Annotated in this window: 12 protein-coding genes, 1 tRNA gene and 2 pseudogenes; 10 read left to right on the forward strand and 5 right to left on the reverse strand. The window is 29.6% G+C overall.

Going from position 1 to position 16,025, the window contains the following annotated elements; all coding sequences use genetic code 11:
* Positions 1-3: 3 nt before the first annotated feature.
* A complete protein-coding gene (locus G9F70_RS05875; RefSeq protein ID WP_164947092.1) occupies positions 4-1,659 on the reverse strand; it encodes an oleate hydratase in 1,656 nt (551 codons plus the stop codon).
* 414 nt (positions 1,660-2,073) lie between these two features.
* Here G9F70_RS05875 and G9F70_RS05880 point away from each other — a divergent pair, with 414 nt between their 5' ends.
* On the forward strand, positions 2,074-2,979 hold the full coding sequence (locus tag G9F70_RS05880; protein WP_164947091.1) for an MBL fold metallo-hydrolase: 906 nt from the start codon (positions 2,074-2,076) through the stop codon (positions 2,977-2,979).
* A 45-nt stretch (positions 2,980-3,024) separates the two neighbouring features.
* Here the strand turns inward: G9F70_RS05880 and G9F70_RS05885 are convergent.
* Positions 3,025-3,109 (reverse strand) — tRNA-Leu (locus G9F70_RS05885).
* 88 nt (positions 3,110-3,197) lie between these two features.
* The gene (locus G9F70_RS05890; protein ID WP_164947090.1) at positions 3,198-3,995 is read right to left on the reverse strand and encodes a hypothetical protein; all 798 of its coding nucleotides are present in this window, start codon (positions 3,993-3,995) and stop codon (positions 3,198-3,200) included.
* A gap of 223 nt (positions 3,996-4,218) precedes the next feature.
* Between G9F70_RS05890 and G9F70_RS05895 the strand changes: the two are divergent.
* The 7 genes and pseudogenes from G9F70_RS05895 to G9F70_RS05925 all read left to right on the forward strand — a co-directional run.
* Positions 4,219-4,317 (forward strand): annotated as a pseudogene (locus tag G9F70_RS05895) (methionine ABC transporter permease); the annotation flags it as partial.
* Positions 4,286-4,747 (forward strand): annotated as a pseudogene (locus tag G9F70_RS05900) (MetQ/NlpA family ABC transporter substrate-binding protein); the annotation flags it as partial. The pseudogenes G9F70_RS05895 and G9F70_RS05900, both read left to right, overlap by 32 nt.
* A gap of 61 nt (positions 4,748-4,808) precedes the next feature.
* On the forward strand, positions 4,809-5,351 hold the full coding sequence (locus tag G9F70_RS05905; RefSeq protein WP_224617446.1) for a uroporphyrinogen decarboxylase family protein: 543 nt from the start codon (positions 4,809-4,811) through the stop codon (positions 5,349-5,351).
* Between the two features lie 66 nt (positions 5,352-5,417).
* Positions 5,418-5,819 (forward strand): IS200/IS605 family transposase, encoded by a 402-nt coding sequence (gene tnpA, locus G9F70_RS05910; RefSeq protein ID WP_164947089.1) that lies wholly within the window; start codon positions 5,418-5,420, stop codon positions 5,817-5,819.
* 17 nt (positions 5,820-5,836) lie between these two features.
* Positions 5,837-7,297: a transposase gene (locus tag G9F70_RS05915; protein ID WP_224617447.1), complete on the forward strand. Its 1,461-nt coding sequence runs from the start codon at positions 5,837-5,839 to the stop codon at positions 7,295-7,297.
* 162 nt (positions 7,298-7,459) lie between these two features.
* On the forward strand, positions 7,460-7,795 hold the full coding sequence (locus tag G9F70_RS05920) for a uroporphyrinogen decarboxylase family protein (RefSeq protein ID WP_224617448.1): 336 nt from the start codon (positions 7,460-7,462) through the stop codon (positions 7,793-7,795).
* Positions 7,796-7,973: 178 nt separating this feature from the next.
* Entirely contained in the window at positions 7,974-9,422 is a 1,449-nt protein-coding gene (locus G9F70_RS05925) for a lipopolysaccharide biosynthesis protein (protein ID WP_164947386.1), read from the forward strand.
* Between the two features lie 59 nt (positions 9,423-9,481).
* Here the strand turns inward: G9F70_RS05925 and G9F70_RS05930 are convergent, their stop codons facing one another.
* A complete protein-coding gene (locus tag G9F70_RS05930; RefSeq protein ID WP_164947389.1) occupies positions 9,482-10,159 on the reverse strand; it encodes a YARHG domain-containing protein in 678 nt (225 codons plus the stop codon).
* A 400-nt stretch (positions 10,160-10,559) separates the two neighbouring features.
* Here G9F70_RS05930 and G9F70_RS05935 point away from each other — a divergent pair, with 400 nt between their 5' ends.
* Complete coding sequence (locus G9F70_RS05935; RefSeq protein WP_224617449.1) at positions 10,560-12,857, forward strand: HD domain-containing phosphohydrolase; 2,298 nt, start codon at positions 10,560-10,562, stop codon at positions 12,855-12,857.
* A gap of 150 nt (positions 12,858-13,007) precedes the next feature.
* Here G9F70_RS05935 and G9F70_RS05940 read toward each other — a convergent pair whose 3' ends face one another.
* Positions 13,008-14,726, reverse strand: coding sequence for a methyl-accepting chemotaxis protein (locus G9F70_RS05940; RefSeq protein ID WP_164947385.1), 1,719 nt, complete (start codon positions 14,724-14,726; stop codon positions 13,008-13,010).
* A gap of 368 nt (positions 14,727-15,094) precedes the next feature.
* Between G9F70_RS05940 and G9F70_RS05945 the strand changes: the two genes are divergently transcribed.
* The gene (locus G9F70_RS05945; protein WP_164947384.1) at positions 15,095-16,018 is read left to right on the forward strand and encodes an NUDIX hydrolase; all 924 of its coding nucleotides are present in this window, start codon (positions 15,095-15,097) and stop codon (positions 16,016-16,018) included.
* Positions 16,019-16,025 lie beyond the last annotated feature (7 nt).

A 16,025-nucleotide genomic window follows, 5' to 3' on the forward strand; every position in this document is an offset into this window, starting at 1 on the left:
AAATTATTTTAGCAATGATTTAACTGCAGCTAGTTCTTCGCGTAGGTTACCATCCTTCATCATTTCAAGTGCGGAATTAAGTAGTACACGAACGTCGTGCTGTCCTTTATAAATAGGGGTTAGTCTTTTATTTAGATTTAGGAATTTATAAACAGCAATTTGTGCGCCTCTTACAGAATAATCCATAGTAAATACTACATCATCTTTTATTTCACAGAACTGTCCGAGTAATGCTAAGTTAGTTGAACCTTCTGGTATGTTTGCAGGTCTATCACCCTTTGCTCTAGTTAAAAATTGTGCTGTTGTAAAAGGTAATATACATGGAATGCAAATAGATGTTTTAAGAATCTTCTTCATATCATCTTTGAAGTTTAGGTGATATAATACCTCAGTTAATATTTCCTCACCAGTACAATCTACCATTCTCTTCTTTACGAAATCACCCTTTGCATATGGGAACAGTGAATATCCCCAGATAATTTGTACAGTATCAGGTTGACTAAGAAAATGTGGTTGATTGTGTAAAACTATTGTCATGAGCCATGAGGAATCTCTAAATGTCATATGAGCACCAGTACCAGGCTTATTTCCTGAGAATTCTACTATTTTCTTAAACATTGTTGGGTCTTTAAGGGTAACTGTGAAAGACTCCCACATTGATTCTTCTACACGGTCATCAAAAACCTGTGGTTTACCAAACTCAGGACGTCCCTTGGCTATTTTCTCCCAAAGCTCCCATGCTCCACCTACATGTTTGTCATTAATCTTTGCTGGTGTAGTCATAGATCCAAGGCTTGTACCAGCTGTTAAAGAACCAATAGTAACAAAAGCAAAATCCTTATCTCCAATTTCTATTCTAGTTTCTTTCCCGTTTTTAACACATTTGAATGCTGTAACTGTAGTTTCAGTATCTGATGGCTTAAATTCTAAATCAGTTACTCTACAGTTTAATTCAAAATTAACACCTTGTGACTTTAACCATTCTGTCATAGGTAATAACATTGAATCATATTGATTGTATGGTGTACGACGTATTCCAGATAAATCCTTTAAACGTGGTAATTCTTGAATAAATCTATGAATATATCTCTTCAATTCTACAGCACTGTGCCAAGTCTCAAATGCAAAGAGTGTAGTCCACTGAAGCCAAAAATTTGTTTTGAAAAATGAGTCTGGGAAACACTCTTGAATAGTTTTTGTGCCCAAAGAATCTTCTGAATTTACAATTATATCCATTAATGCCAGTCTATCAGCGCGAACAAACCCTAAAGTTGATACATCAGTTATTTTAGCATCATTATCTATTAATCTTGCCTTTGCAGAGGTATGAATTTTTTTGTTAAAAGCATTAAATTCATCCAATATTGAAACTTTAGGATCAGTTAATGAAGGTATACTTTCCATTATTCCAAAAGTACAAGCATAAGCTTCCCTATCAAACATTCTTCCACCACGAATTACATAACCCTGCTCAGCATCACCATTTCCATCCATACTACCACCTGTTATATTTAATTCTTCATATATATGAATATTTTTACCTGGTACATGTCCATCTCTAATTAAATATATTGCAGCTGCCATTGATGCAAGTCCAGCACCAACCATGTAAGCATTTGTTTTTTCTACATCAATAGTTTGATCAAAATTAAATTTCATTTTAAACCCCTCCATTTAAAAAATTATGCCATAAGCTATGAGCCTACAGAAATTTTATATTTACCAAGTTGTCAACTTGTTATAAGAGCAGTATAAATCTAACTATAAATATTGGGTACAATCACTTTTGTAAAACTGTCTGAAAATTATACATATATATTAAAGTGTATGGTTTTGCTTAAAACTATAAAAAAAAGCCAATTGGCTTTGATTATAAATTTTCTGATGGTATTAATTGATTTTATATTGTATTATAGAAATACAAAACGTGAGATTTAAAATTTATTATTAATGTTTGTCATGAATGAGTTTTGCTTAAAAAAAGAAAATGTACGTTAATAATAAAAAAAGAAAGGAAGTGACTATTTGGTGTTTTTGTGTACTAATAGCACACTATCTCGCTAAATATAATACATGGAAATAAAAGAAATAAAGGGAAATACATTTTGTATCGATACTGGAATGACATATATACCTTTTTATAAAATTAATAATGAAGAAATTATTATGTTGGATTCAGGGTGGGCAGAAGGTGAAAGAGAAGGAATAGATAAGCTTTTGGAAAAAAATAAGTTTAAGGTAGCTGCTATAATATGTAGTCATGCACATATAGATCATGTAGGAAATAATGCATATTTGAAGGAAAAATATAACTGTATTATAGCTATGCCAGCCTATGAAGCTCTTATTTGCAGTTCAACAGTGAATCTCAAACTTTATTATAATATCCAAACATTATCCGAAGTTACAGAGCATTTTGGACATATGGTTTGTGAAACGGACATTATGATTTCGGATAACCAAGATAGCATAACTGTTCGGGATATTAAATTTAAGATTATACATACACCAGGACACAGTCCAGCGCATATATGTATCACTACCCCTGATGATGTTGCATATCTAGGGGACACTCTTATAAGTTATGAAGTAATGAGGGGTGCTAAAATGCCCTACGCTTATATACTCAGTGAGGATTTGAAAAGTAAATTAAAGCTTTATGACTTAAAATATAGCAAGTATGTGGTGGCGCACAAAGGTATGTACGATGATATTACAGAACTTATAACTGATAATATAAACTTTTATAAGGGCAGGGCTTCAAGAATATATACTGTCATTGAGGGTTCTATGACAATGGAAGACATCCTGAAGGCTGTTATTGAAAATTTTAATATTCATGTAAAAAGCAAATATAGATATACCATAATAGTAAGAATGTTAAGGTCTTATGTTGAATATTTAAATGAAACAGGAATGATAGAGCTAAATATGGATAAGGGATTTCTTAAATATTCAAAAGCTTCATCATATATGTAGTAAATTTTGAGAAATAAAAAAAGCACTCATAAAATGAATGCTTTTTGGTGCAGATGACAGGAATTGAACCTGCACGCCGTAAAGCGCTAGATCCTAAGTCTAGTGCGTCTGCCAATTCCGCCACATCTGCGTAGATTATCATTAATGAAAACGTTTCATTAATATAAATTATAATATCATCTATCCCTATATATGTCAACACAATATTTTATTTATTTTTAAAGTAAAGCATTTATTATTTTGGTTTCATTGTCTTTAGTTATTGTGCCTACAGCAACAAGGGTATCTAGCCTTCTATGCAATTCTAGTTTTTGTGAATCATCATTGGAAATTTTAGCAAGATTTATTACCGCGTTCCTTTGATCACCATTGATAGTTCCTATTGAAATTAACTTATCAAGTTTGGATAGTAAAATATCATTAATAGTTTTAGAGGTGGATTTTTTACAATAGGTAAAGCTATTTAATATAGTGATTTCTTGATTTTTACTTATAATTTTATTTGTAACAAGGGTATCAATATCTATAAGCCCCTCTGTGCTAGCTTCAGAAGTAGGAAATAAATTCATAATTTCTTTTTTCTGAAGCTCAGTAATAGTTCCTAAATCTATAAGGCTGTTTAGTCTAGAACTAAAATTATCCTTAATAGCTTTTGAGATAGAATTTTTATAATTTGCAAAAAGATTGGTTATAATAGCTTCATCTGTTTTAGAAACCTCTCCAGTAGTAGATAACTTATCAATACTTGGGTTTGGTATTGCTTGTTTATAAGTTACAAGATATTTTATCACAGCGGCTTTTTGAAATTGGTTAATACTTCCTGAAGTAACAAGACTATCTAATTTATTTATAATATTGATACTGTTTTTATAATGTTGCGCATTTAAAATTTTGGTATTTTGTGATTTACTATTTGATGAAGTAAGTGCGTAAGCGGATGAACCTGAACCAGATACTGATACTATAATTGCTAGTGCAGCAATTTTGTTAAATTTAACTTCTTTTATTTTTTTCATTATTATTTCCTCCAATATGTATATTTTATTGTGTGAAATCTGAAATTTAATCATAAATATACCATATTTATAGCCTATTACATTTTAGTGACAACGGGGTGGCAGAATTATTAACGTTTAATGAAGGCTATAAAAAAACAAACTCTAGATTTTCATTGGGCTAAAATATATGATTTGAAAAATGATGGTAGAAGTAAATCACTAAAGATGAATTTTATAAACATTTATTGCTAGATTAATAAAAAGTAGTTTAAAAGAAGTAAATCCTAGCTTAATAGGAGCAGCTAAATCTTTTGGGGCTTCAAATAGGGTTATATTCGAATAAAGTCAAGAAGATATCTGATATTAAAGATGGAATGACAGTTGCAGTATCTAATGATAACTCTAATAGAGCATTAGCATTAAAGTTATTGGATAAAGAAGGAGTAATTAAGATTAAAGATGACATTAAAGTACCAAATGTTTTAGATATTGCTGAAAATAAACATAATTTAAAATTTGTTGAAATGGAAAGACTAAATTTAGCAAATGTATTAAATGATACTGATATGCCTATAGTTATGGCGGATGTTATGTTGAAAGCTGGTAAAAACTCAGAAAATGCTTTAGCTTTTGCGCAAGAAGAAGGTATTGTTTTAGTAACAAAAGAAGAGAAAGAATGGGCAAAGGAAGTTGAAGAAGCTTTAACTAGTAATGAAGTTAAAACCTTTATAAAAGAAAAAAGTAAAGGAACGAAAATACATTTATTTTAATTTATGAAGACTAATGATAAAAAATATAAAAAACTATAAATTATAAAGGGAAGGTGGAAGGGTGGGTATTTTTAGAGATGAAATGACTTCTAAAGAGAGAAGAGAAGCTTATTTTAGAGGAGAAGAAGTAGACAGATTACCTTGTGCTATTATATTCGAAGAAACAGTAGCAGTATACGCAGATATAAATGTTAAAGAATATTATTTTGATTCTGATAAAATGCTTCAAGCTGAAAAATTTATAGTAAGAGAATTTGGAGCAGAAAGCTGTGGAATTAATGTAACTTTAAGAGGAATGGCCGAAGCCCTTGGAAGTAATATAGGGTATAGTGACACAAGAGCTTCGTTTTTAATAGATTCTGTTTTAAAAGATTATAAAATGTTAGAAAACATGGATATTGTAAATCCATATAAAGACGGTAGGTTGCCGATAATATTTAATGAATTTTCAAAGCCGTATCTTAAAAAAACTATAGATGGAATATATAAGATAACAGGTAAAAAGTTATCCCTTCATATATGTGGAAAAACAAAAGGGATTTGGAGTGAATTACAATATTTGTGCGGAAAGCCCACTCCTTCAAGTGTGGGATGGATAGCATAAGAAACTAGTTTTGTTTTAGGGTATAAAAGCATTGATAACATACACATTTTGCGATATACTTTAATTATGGAAAATAAATATAGAACAACTAAAACTACAGTAAGTTTAATTAATTATCATTTTATATTTTGCCCAAGGTATAGAAGAAAAATATTCTTAATACCTAATGTGGAAGAAAGATTTAAGAATATGGTCAAATGTGTATGTGATGAGATAGATATTGAAATTATCGCAATAGAATGTGATAAAGACCATACTCATATGTTTTTGAATTGTATTCCAACATTAAGTCCTTCTGATATTATGCAAAAAATAAAGGGTGTAACAAGTAGGGTTTTGAGAGACGAGTTTAACGAATTGAAGAAAATGCCTAGTTTATGGACTAGAAGTTATTTTATATCAACTGCAGGAAATGTAAGTAGTGAAACGGTAAAAAAATATGTGGAAAGTCAAAAAACAAGATATTAAAAAGCGAGGTGAATACTGTGCCAAATTATATTTTAACAGTAAAGCTAGATACGGAAAAATATCAAGAAAAGATTTTAAATAAAAGATTAGAAATAAGTAGGAATATATATAATAGCTGTTTAGGAGAATTATATAAAAGATATAATAGCATGAGAAAGTCTAAAGAATATAGGAAAGTTGTTAAAATGACTATAGGAAAAGACCGTAACAAACAATTCAATGAATTAAATAAAAAATATGGTTTGACAGAGTATTCACTTCATGATTTTGTAAAACCTATTCAAAAACATTTTAAAGGCAATATAGATAGCTTCACCGCTCAAAAAATAGCTTCACGGTGCTTTAGTGCATTTCAAGGATTAATGTTTCATACTGCAAATAGGGTTTGTTTTAAGAAATATGGAGAAATGAACAGTGTAGAAGGAAAATCCAATAAAACAGGAATTAGATTTAAAGACGGTAAGCTATTTTGGAATGGATTAGAAACAGATGTGATTATAAATAAAAATGATGAATATGCAGAAATTTCGCTATTAAACAAAGTTAAATATTGTAGAATAGTTAGAAAATTTATTCGTGGAAAATATAAATATTATATTCAATTAGTTTTAGATGGTATTCCTCCTGTTAAATATAATAAAGAAACTGGAGAAGTTAAAAATAGTATAGGGAAGGGCAATGTTGGAATAGATATTGGAACTCAAACTATAGGAATTGCTTCAAAATATGATGTCAAATTATTAGAATTAGCACCTGAAGTTAATAATATTGAAACAATTAAAAGAAAATTATTAAGAAAACTAGATAGACAAAGAAGAATTAACAATCCTAATAATTTTAATGAAAATGGTACAATAAAACATGGTATAAAATTAATATGGGTTAAATCCAATAAGTATATTAAAACGCAAAATGAATTAAGAGATATTCAAAGGAAACAAGCTGATATAAGAAAGCAAAGTCATAATATTTTAGCTAATAAAATAGTGGGTTTAGGTGATAGGATATTAGTGGAAACAATGAACTATAAAGGATTGCAAAAACGTTCCCAAAATACTACCGTAAATGAAAAAACAGGAAAATTTAATAAGAAAAAAAGATTTGGAAAGTCTTTAGCGAATAAAGCACCAAGTATGCTTTTAACTATATTAGACAATAAATTAAAGTGGAATAATACTGAATTATATAAAGTTAATACTTATAAAATAAAAGCATCACAGTATAACCATTTTGATGATAAGTATAATAAAAAAGAATTAAGTGAACGTTTCAACATATTTAATATAGATAATGAAGAAATTAAAATTCAAAGAGATTTATATTCTAGTTTTTTAATAATGAATGTAAAAGAAAATTTAGAAGAAATAGATAGAGAAAAGTGTTTCAGCGAATACGGTAATTTTAAAATGCTTCATGATAAAGAAATAAATAGATTATTAAGTAGTGAAAATAAGAAAATACCAAGTATGGGAATATAAAAAAAATAAGGTTTTGATATGAGCCTTTAAACTATCGTTAATTTATCCATTGGGACAATTGGTAGTAAAAGTCTTAGAGAAGTCATTTAGTTCTTATATGTTGTAATTTATAGTTTTCATATAAATGAGAGTATAGGAGAAGATAATGTATTTAAGAACCCCATGCCTTTAGGCGTGGGAGTATCAGGTGATCTGAATATATCGGCTTTTAGTGTTGATAATTGTGAAGATATAGAAGAAGTGAAAAATGTACTAGGGAACAAGATGTGTTTAGTTGGGAATATTGATCCTGTTTCTGTCATAAGAGATGGAACAGTTGAGGATGTGTATAGAGAGGTTAAAAACTGTATACAAAAGGCAGCGGATAGTCCAAAAGGGTATATAATTGGAACAGGATGTGATATTCCTAGTGGCGCTCCAATTGAAAATATAAAAGCAGTTATAGAGGCAACTAAAAAATATAGTGGTAGAGTGTCTATTGGGAAAAGAAATAAATAGGACATTAAATGGTTATAATTTATAGAAAAGTATACAATATAATCCTGTTAAGGAGTATAATTAACACTGCATATGAAATGCTGTCCATATGCAGCTTTTTTTATGTTTTCTTGAGATTAAGGCATCCTCAGAAACAACTAACTAGCATAATGGAAATACGACCAATGGGGGTATACTTATGAGAAAAAGCAAACTTATTAAAAATTCTGCAATATATACTATTGGAGATTTATTGCCAAGATTAATTTCAGTTTTTATGATTCAAATATATACAAATGAGGCGTATTTAAGTATGAGCCAAAAGGGAATAATGGATACTATAATGCCTATTACATCTATATTTTCTACTTTCTATTTATTGGGATTAGATGCAGCGCTAAATCGATTTTATTACAGTGATAAAGATGAGGAAAAGCAAAAAGTACTTATTAGTACTTTATGGATATTTTTATTTGCATATACTTTGATATTAAGTGCCGGTTTAATTATATTTGGACAAGGATTGTGCAAGTTAATATTTAAGAATATACCCTTTGACCCATTCTTTAAATTAATGATTATAAATTGTTTTTTTTCAACGTTTACTATAATGCCCTTAACCCTTTTCAGAATGAAAGAACAAGCATTAAGATTTGGTATATTCAACATATTAACCACACTTTTAAATGTAAGTTTTTGTATCTATTTTATAGTTTTCTTAAAACAAGGAGCAGAAGGAAATATAAAGGGATATATACTTTGTAATTTTGTATTTGCAACAGTATATTTGGTATTAACATTTAAAGATTTAAAATTTAAATTTTCATTACCTATTTTAAAAGAAAGCTTAAAGTATGGTATTCCTCTTATTCCACATGCTATTGGTGGATGGGTTATTAATGCTTCAGATAGGTGGTTTATTGATAGATACAGAGAGCTTGCAGAGGTAGCTATTTATGGATTAGCCTATCAAATAGGTTCATTACTAGATTTCTTAATTGGAGCAATAAATAAAGCATATGTGCCATTTTTCTTTAAAACCATAGATGAGGAGGAAAACGCTAAAACAATATTCGAGGATATATTAAAATATTATTCAGTGTTGATACTATCATTAGGTTTAGGCATTGCTATGTTTGCCAAAGAAATAATTACATTATTGGCTCACAGTAATGCTTACATCGTAGCATATAAGATAATACCTATAATTGCATTGGTTTCAGTTGTTCATGGATACTATTTTATGAGTGTGAATAGTATATTTTATGCTAAAAAGACTAAGTTTTTAGCAACGGTAACAGCTATATCAGCAGTTATTAATATAGTACTTAACTTTATATTTGTTCCTAAGTATGGGATGTATGCAGCAGCATATACAACGCTAGTAGCATATTTATTTTCGTCTATTGCCACCTATATTGTTGCACAAAAATGCTATTATATAAAATGGCATTGGAATGTTATTATTACGAATATGGCAATATGTTTGGGTGTTTATTTTGTAAGTATGATAGGGTTTGGTAATATATTTATCAATATAATTTACAAGACAGTTATATATATGGGATATATTTCAGTATTATTTATGTTTAAGATACTTTCCTTTGATAAGTTTTTATATTATAAAAGCGAGATTTTGAAAAGATAAGAGGTATTTAGCATATAAATAAATTTAAGGGACTGATATCATATCAGCCCCTAGGGTAGTTATTTTTCATATTTTGAAATTAATTGTATGTTATGCATTTCTATATCGGTTAATTCTCCATCAGAGCCTTGAAAGTTAGGATTTGGTTTATACCAAGATTTTTTTTCGAAATAACTCTTAAATTGTTCAGCCTTAAATACAAACCCATGTCTAGCATAGATTTCATTTCTAGCCAAGGTTAAGTTTTCTTTGATTAATTTAGAAACATCAGATTCTATTAGATTTTCACTTGCACTTTTAGGAAAAATATAATAATCCGGGGAATTGAGGTTACTTATATCTGTTTTATCTGCAGTTGCAGAAACAGTTGGTTTTATATTAGCATCTTTTTTAGGGGTAGTATCAGTAGGTGTAATCTTATTTTTTGTGGTTGTCTTCTCCGATTTTTTAGAACTATCAGAGAAAAATTTTGAAACTGAAATGTAATAGCTACCAAAGCCTACAGATAAAAGGAGTATTAAAACACCAAGTATAATAAAAACTTTTGGTTTAGTAGATTTAGTATGAATTTTTTTTGAATTAGTTTGTTTAGTATTAATTTCTTTTGAAGAAGTATTAAAATCTAAGCTTGGTTTTTTTTCAGCAGGTATTAAATTATTATATATATTTTTACTACCACATTTTCTGCAAAAATTCGTGCCATCTTCTAATTTATAGCCACATTTAGAACAATACATAAATTATCCTCTCCTCACTAAGGTGTATAATAGATAGTATACTAAAATAAATGTATGTTTTAAAGCTTATAAGATAGAAAAATAAACAATTCATAATAAATTTATATTGTGAACTTCCTTTAGATATGCATATTTTTTTAGCTAAACAGCCATGAATAGCAAGAGTGGAAAGGTTCTGTAAACCAAGAAAGCTTAATTGTAGTGGTGTGAGGGTTAGTTAAAAACAAGTAAAAATCAGAATAAAAAGAATGATGTATAAATTCAATTTATTCACAATAATCTTGTAATAATTGATTGAAAATATGCATAATAGGTAGTAAAATATAACAATAAGGAGGTTGTTATTACTATATTTATTATTATAATAAAAAAAATAAAATATAGAGCTAGTGAGGTGAACATGATTAAAAGCAGAAGGAAATATTACTTTATCGCTATATTGTTTGCATCATTTTTTATTTTAAGTACCTCTGAAATATATGCTAATTCTGAGAACATTAAGAGCATAAGTGTTGTAATGGATGATAATTATCCACCTTACTCTTTTCGAGATAGTGACGGAAATTTGCAAGGTATAACTATTGATCAATGGAAACTTTTCCAGGCCAAAACGGGAATAAAACCTGTAATCACTGGCATGGAATGGAGTAAAGCATACTCAGCCATGAACAATAGTGAATTTGATGTTATTGATACAATTTCTTATAATGTGAAAAGAGAAAAGGCATTTGATTATACGGAGCCTTATGCAACTATTGATGTTCCAATTTTTTCTCAAAAGAACATTTCAGGAATTACTAATGTAGAGTCTTTAAAAGGCTTTACTGTAGGGGCAAAAAAAGGTGATAATAGTATCGATATTCTTAAGAAAAACGGAATTACAAACATAATAGAATATAATAGTGCAGAGGATATTGTTAAAGCTGCTAAAAAGCAAAAACTTGTGATATTTGTTTTGGGTAAATCTCCAGGACTTTACTATTTATATAAGATGCAAATCCAAGATAATTTTAATTATTCAAGTTCATTGTACACAAGTGAATTTTATAGAGCAGTAAAAAAAGGTGACACAAATATTCTAAATGTTATAAATGAAGGGTTTTCTACCATATCAAAAGCTGAATATAAGTCAATTGATGAAAAATGGTTTGGGAAAACAGAATCAAATTTTTATAAGAGTAAGATTTTTAAGTTCGGTGCATTAGGGATAATAGGTATTATTTTATTTGCATTGTTACTTATTGTTTGGAATAGATTACTACATCGCAAGGTTAAACAGAAGACCAAAGAATTATATGATTCTATTGAAGAACTAAAAAATAGTGAGTCAAGAAGCAGAGCACTCTTAGAAGCTGTTCCAGATATGTTTATTTTGGTTAATAGGGATGGCAAAATCATTGATTATAATTCAATGGAAGAGAAAATCAAATATTTTAATAAGGAAAATTATATAAATAAAAATGTTTGCGACATATTGCCTAGTGAGATATGTATGCAAATTAATTTTTTAATTAATCAGGATTATATAATAGAAAAAGTTAAGACAATTGAATATTGTTTAAATATAGAAGGTTGTAGGAGAGATTTTGAAGCTAGATTGGTGGGAAGTAGGAATAATACTGTGGTAGGCATTATTAGAGATATCACTAAGCGAAAACAAATGGAACAAAAGTTAGAATCTTTAGGGTACCAAGATCAACTAACAGGATTATATAACAGAAGGTTTTTTGAAAAAGAGGTAGAACGACTAGATTTGGAAGAAAACTTACCTTTAACTATTGTTATGGCGGATGTCAATGGCTTAAAGCTTGTCAATGATTCATTTGGACATGCTGTTGGAGATGGTTTGCTTAAGGTGGTTGCTGAAGTTATTTTAAGGGGGTGCAGAGCTTTTGACATTGTTGCTAGACTTGGAGGAGATGAGTTTGTCATTCTACTATGCAAAACAGATATTTATGAAACTGAGCAAATCATTAAGAAGATACAGACAATCGCCCAAGAGGAAAAAGTAGGGTCTGTTGATATATCCGTTTCTTTTGGATATGCAACAAAGAATAGTATGAGCGAAAAAACTCAAGAAGTTTTCAAAAAAGCTGAAGACCATATGTATAAGAGAAAGATATTTGAAGGGCCTAGTATGAGGGGGAAAACAATAAATACTATTATTAAAACTCTTCATGAAAAAAACAAAAGGGAAGAGCAACACTCCCATAGAGTATCCTCACTATGTGAAAGTATGGGTAGAGCTATTGGCCTAAATGAAGTGGGAATTAATGAACTTAAAACCGTTGGCTTACTTCATGATATAGGAAAAATAGCTATAGATGAAAATATACTTAATAAACCTGGTAAGCTTGATGAGGGTGAAAGGGATGAAATTGAGCGTCATCCTGAAATCGGATATAGAATACTTAGCACAGTAAATGACATGTCTGAAATGGCAGAATATATCTTAGCACATCATGAAAAGTTGGATGGTAGTGGGTATCCTAAAGGTCTAGAGGGCGAAAAAATACCACTTCAATCAAGAATAATAGCTATAGCAGATGCTTATGATGCAATGACTAGTGAAAGGAGTTATCGCAGTGCATTATCAGAAGAAATTGCAGTTGCTGAATTACAAAAATATGCAGGTACTCAATTTGATGCAGAACTTATAGAGGTGTTTGTGGAAAAAGTGTTAGGCAAGCACACCTAACTTTGAACCGGAAATCAAAATGAAATCCTGGACTTATAAGTCCAGGATGGGAATGTAGCTAGATTTGTCTACACTTTAGCACACTTCAATGCAAATTTCATTATTGCTAATATCCATAAATGCAATGGATAAAAAACACAAAATAACAAATTATATTTTAAACTTTTGAATTACCTCAGTAAGCTTTTGAGAAAGTTCTGCTTGTCCTTGTGCTGTTGATGCAACTTGTTGTATAGCAGCTGTAGTTTCATCTATGCTCTCTTTTATTGTTTCTGATTGTTCGCTTGATTTTTGTGATGTCTGGGCCATGTTTTGAATAGATTCACTTACTTGCCCAACTGTAACAGTAATACTCCCAGACATAGAAGTAATTTCCTCGGATATTTTACTTACAAGATCTGCATCATTATAATACTGATTACCTATTTCTACATAAGCATCAAATTGTGCTTGTACATCTGTATTGATAAACTTTAATATATCACTACCTGTATCTATACTGCTTTTAAATGCTTGATGAACTTTCACGATAGTTTCTTGAATGCTTGTTACTGCTTGTGAAGATTGTTCTGCAAGCTTTCTTACTTCGTCTGCTACCACTGCAAAGCCTTTTCCGTTTTCTCCTGCTCTTGCTGCCTCTATTGCAGCATTTAATGCAAGTAAATTTGTTTGCTCTGCTATACTTCCGATGGTATCTGCCATAAATTTTATACTATCTACTACTTTTCCATCTTCAATTGCTTTTAACATCTTATTTTGTTTTTCAGCATATATTTTTCGAGTCTCCTCTAAAGCTTTCTGACTATTACTTTGAACTTTTATAGCTCTTTCTTTAGACTGTTTTGCATTATGACTTCCTTCCATAGCTTTTGAAGTTAGTTCATTAATACTTGAATCTACTTCTTCAACAGAGGCACTTATTTCCTCTGTTGCTACACTGGAATGTTGAGCACCAGAAGTAATAGTATTTATTGCTTCATCAATAATTTCAGTTTTGCAAGATAATTCTTCAACAGTTGCTGATAACTCTTCTGAGGAAGCACTTAAATCCTGTGAATTTTCCATAATTATTTTTACTAAGCTACTCATGTTTTCCTGTGCAGCATTTAAAGCTACAGCTGTTTGTCCAAATTCGTCTTTCATTGTAATCGTGATTGCAGTTGAAAAATCGTAGGAAGATAATCTACTAGCTAAATCTTTTATTTTGTTTAATGGATCCACTATTTTCTTACTTAATATGTATGCCATAAAAATTATAATTAAAAATGCTATAGTTGTATAAATTATAATAGAATTTTTAACAGTGTTAAACTGAGCTATATTATTTAAATTTTCCTGTTCAGCTGATCTCCCATTTATGTCGATGCATTCTTGTAGTTTTGAAAGCATAGCAATTGTAAGTGTAGCTACATCTGAATTATAGATTTTAGTTGCTTCATCATAATTATTAGATTTTACAAGTTCTATTACCTTACTTTTTGATTCTCTATATTTTAATAAGTGATTTTTAAAATCATCATAAATTTTATTCTCTTTTTTTGATATTGTATTTATACTATCGTATTCACTCATATATTTTTCATCTTTTTTACCTAAATCATCAATAGTTTTTATCAGATTATCTAAATTACTTCTATCTTTTTCAAAAATGATTTTTAGCATATTAGAATTAGTTTCATTTATACCACCACGCATTTCTTCTAAATCCCTAATAGATATTAAGTTATTACTGTACATTTTATTTCCACTTTTACTTATTTTTGAAGAACTTAATATACCCTCTACTCCTATTAAAACCATAAAAATACAAATCACTGAAAATACAAATATAATTTTTTTCCTTACACTTAAATTTACAAAAAAATTCATTTTGACGCTTCCCTTCTTTTTCATAATATATTTTGAAATCATGGTGATTATTAGAAATCTATGAAAACTAGAATATGTAACTATATATTTTCTTTAAAACTATTTTCAAGTTTGCACAAACAATTGAATATTAACATATTATTGTATCAAAAAGTCGAAAATATATACAAGATGCCTATAGGGCGGTTATATAGCTATTTAGTAGGCCTGAATTACAACTAAATCATGAAAAGATTAAATCTTTAGTAGTTATTTCAAATGTATTGACTTTGTACTAAAATGGTGCTAAGGTTATAGTATCAAAACAATACAAAGGTTGCTGATTCTACATAGTCATAAAAATAACAAATAAGAAAGGAAAACTGATTATGAGAAATATAGATATGAAAAATAAAGACGGATTAACTGAGAAGGAGTTTTTAGATAGTTACATACCCGGAGATTATGATAGGCCAGCGAATACAGTGGACATGTTACTTTTCACGGTGGATGATGTACCCATAGAGGGGAAAGACCCAGATAAAGCACTAAAATTGCTTTTAATAAAAAGGGCAGACCATCCATACATGGGATGCTATGCTATTCCAGGAGGGTTTGTACATATTGATGAGGCCTTAACTAGTGCTTGCTTTAGAGAATTGAAAGAAGAAACTAATGTTGAGAGCGTATATTTTGAACAGTTAAAAACTTTCGGTGATTTAGTACAGCGAGATCCAAGGATGAGGGTTATTTCAATAGCTTATTTAGCATTAGCTGATAAAGCCAATATTAAGGAAGTAGCGGGAGATGACGCAAGTTTTGCACAATGGTTTACGGTAAGAAAGGATTTTATTTCTTCTAATAATTCAGGAATAGAGAGAGTGGATACATACAATTTAACTTTTGTTTCTGATGACGGTGAGGTTAGGATAGGGTATCTTGTCACTGAGAGATTTATTAAAAATGGTGTTATTTCAATTAAAGTACCTTCTTATGAGCTTTTAGGATGGAGTAAAGAGGAACTTGCCTTTGATCATATTGATTTGGTGTATTGTGGCATTGAAAGATTAAAAAATAAAATAGAATATACACCTATAGCATTTACCCTTTTACCTAAATATTTTACGCTAAGGGAAATTCAAAAAGTTTATGAAGCAATACTACATTTAGAAAAGCCTTTTTCAAGAGCTAATTTTAGAAGAAAAATCAAAAAAATGGTAATAAAGACTGAAAAAGAAAAATTAACATCAGGAAGACCTGCAATCTGTTATATGTTTAATGAAAGTTGGGAACATAGTTTTTTTGATGAATAATGGGAAA

The organism is Clostridium sp. FP1 (assembly GCF_011065975.2).
In the GTDB taxonomy this organism is placed as follows: domain Bacteria; phylum Bacillota; class Clostridia; order Clostridiales; family Clostridiaceae; genus Clostridium_AD; species Clostridium_AD tagluense.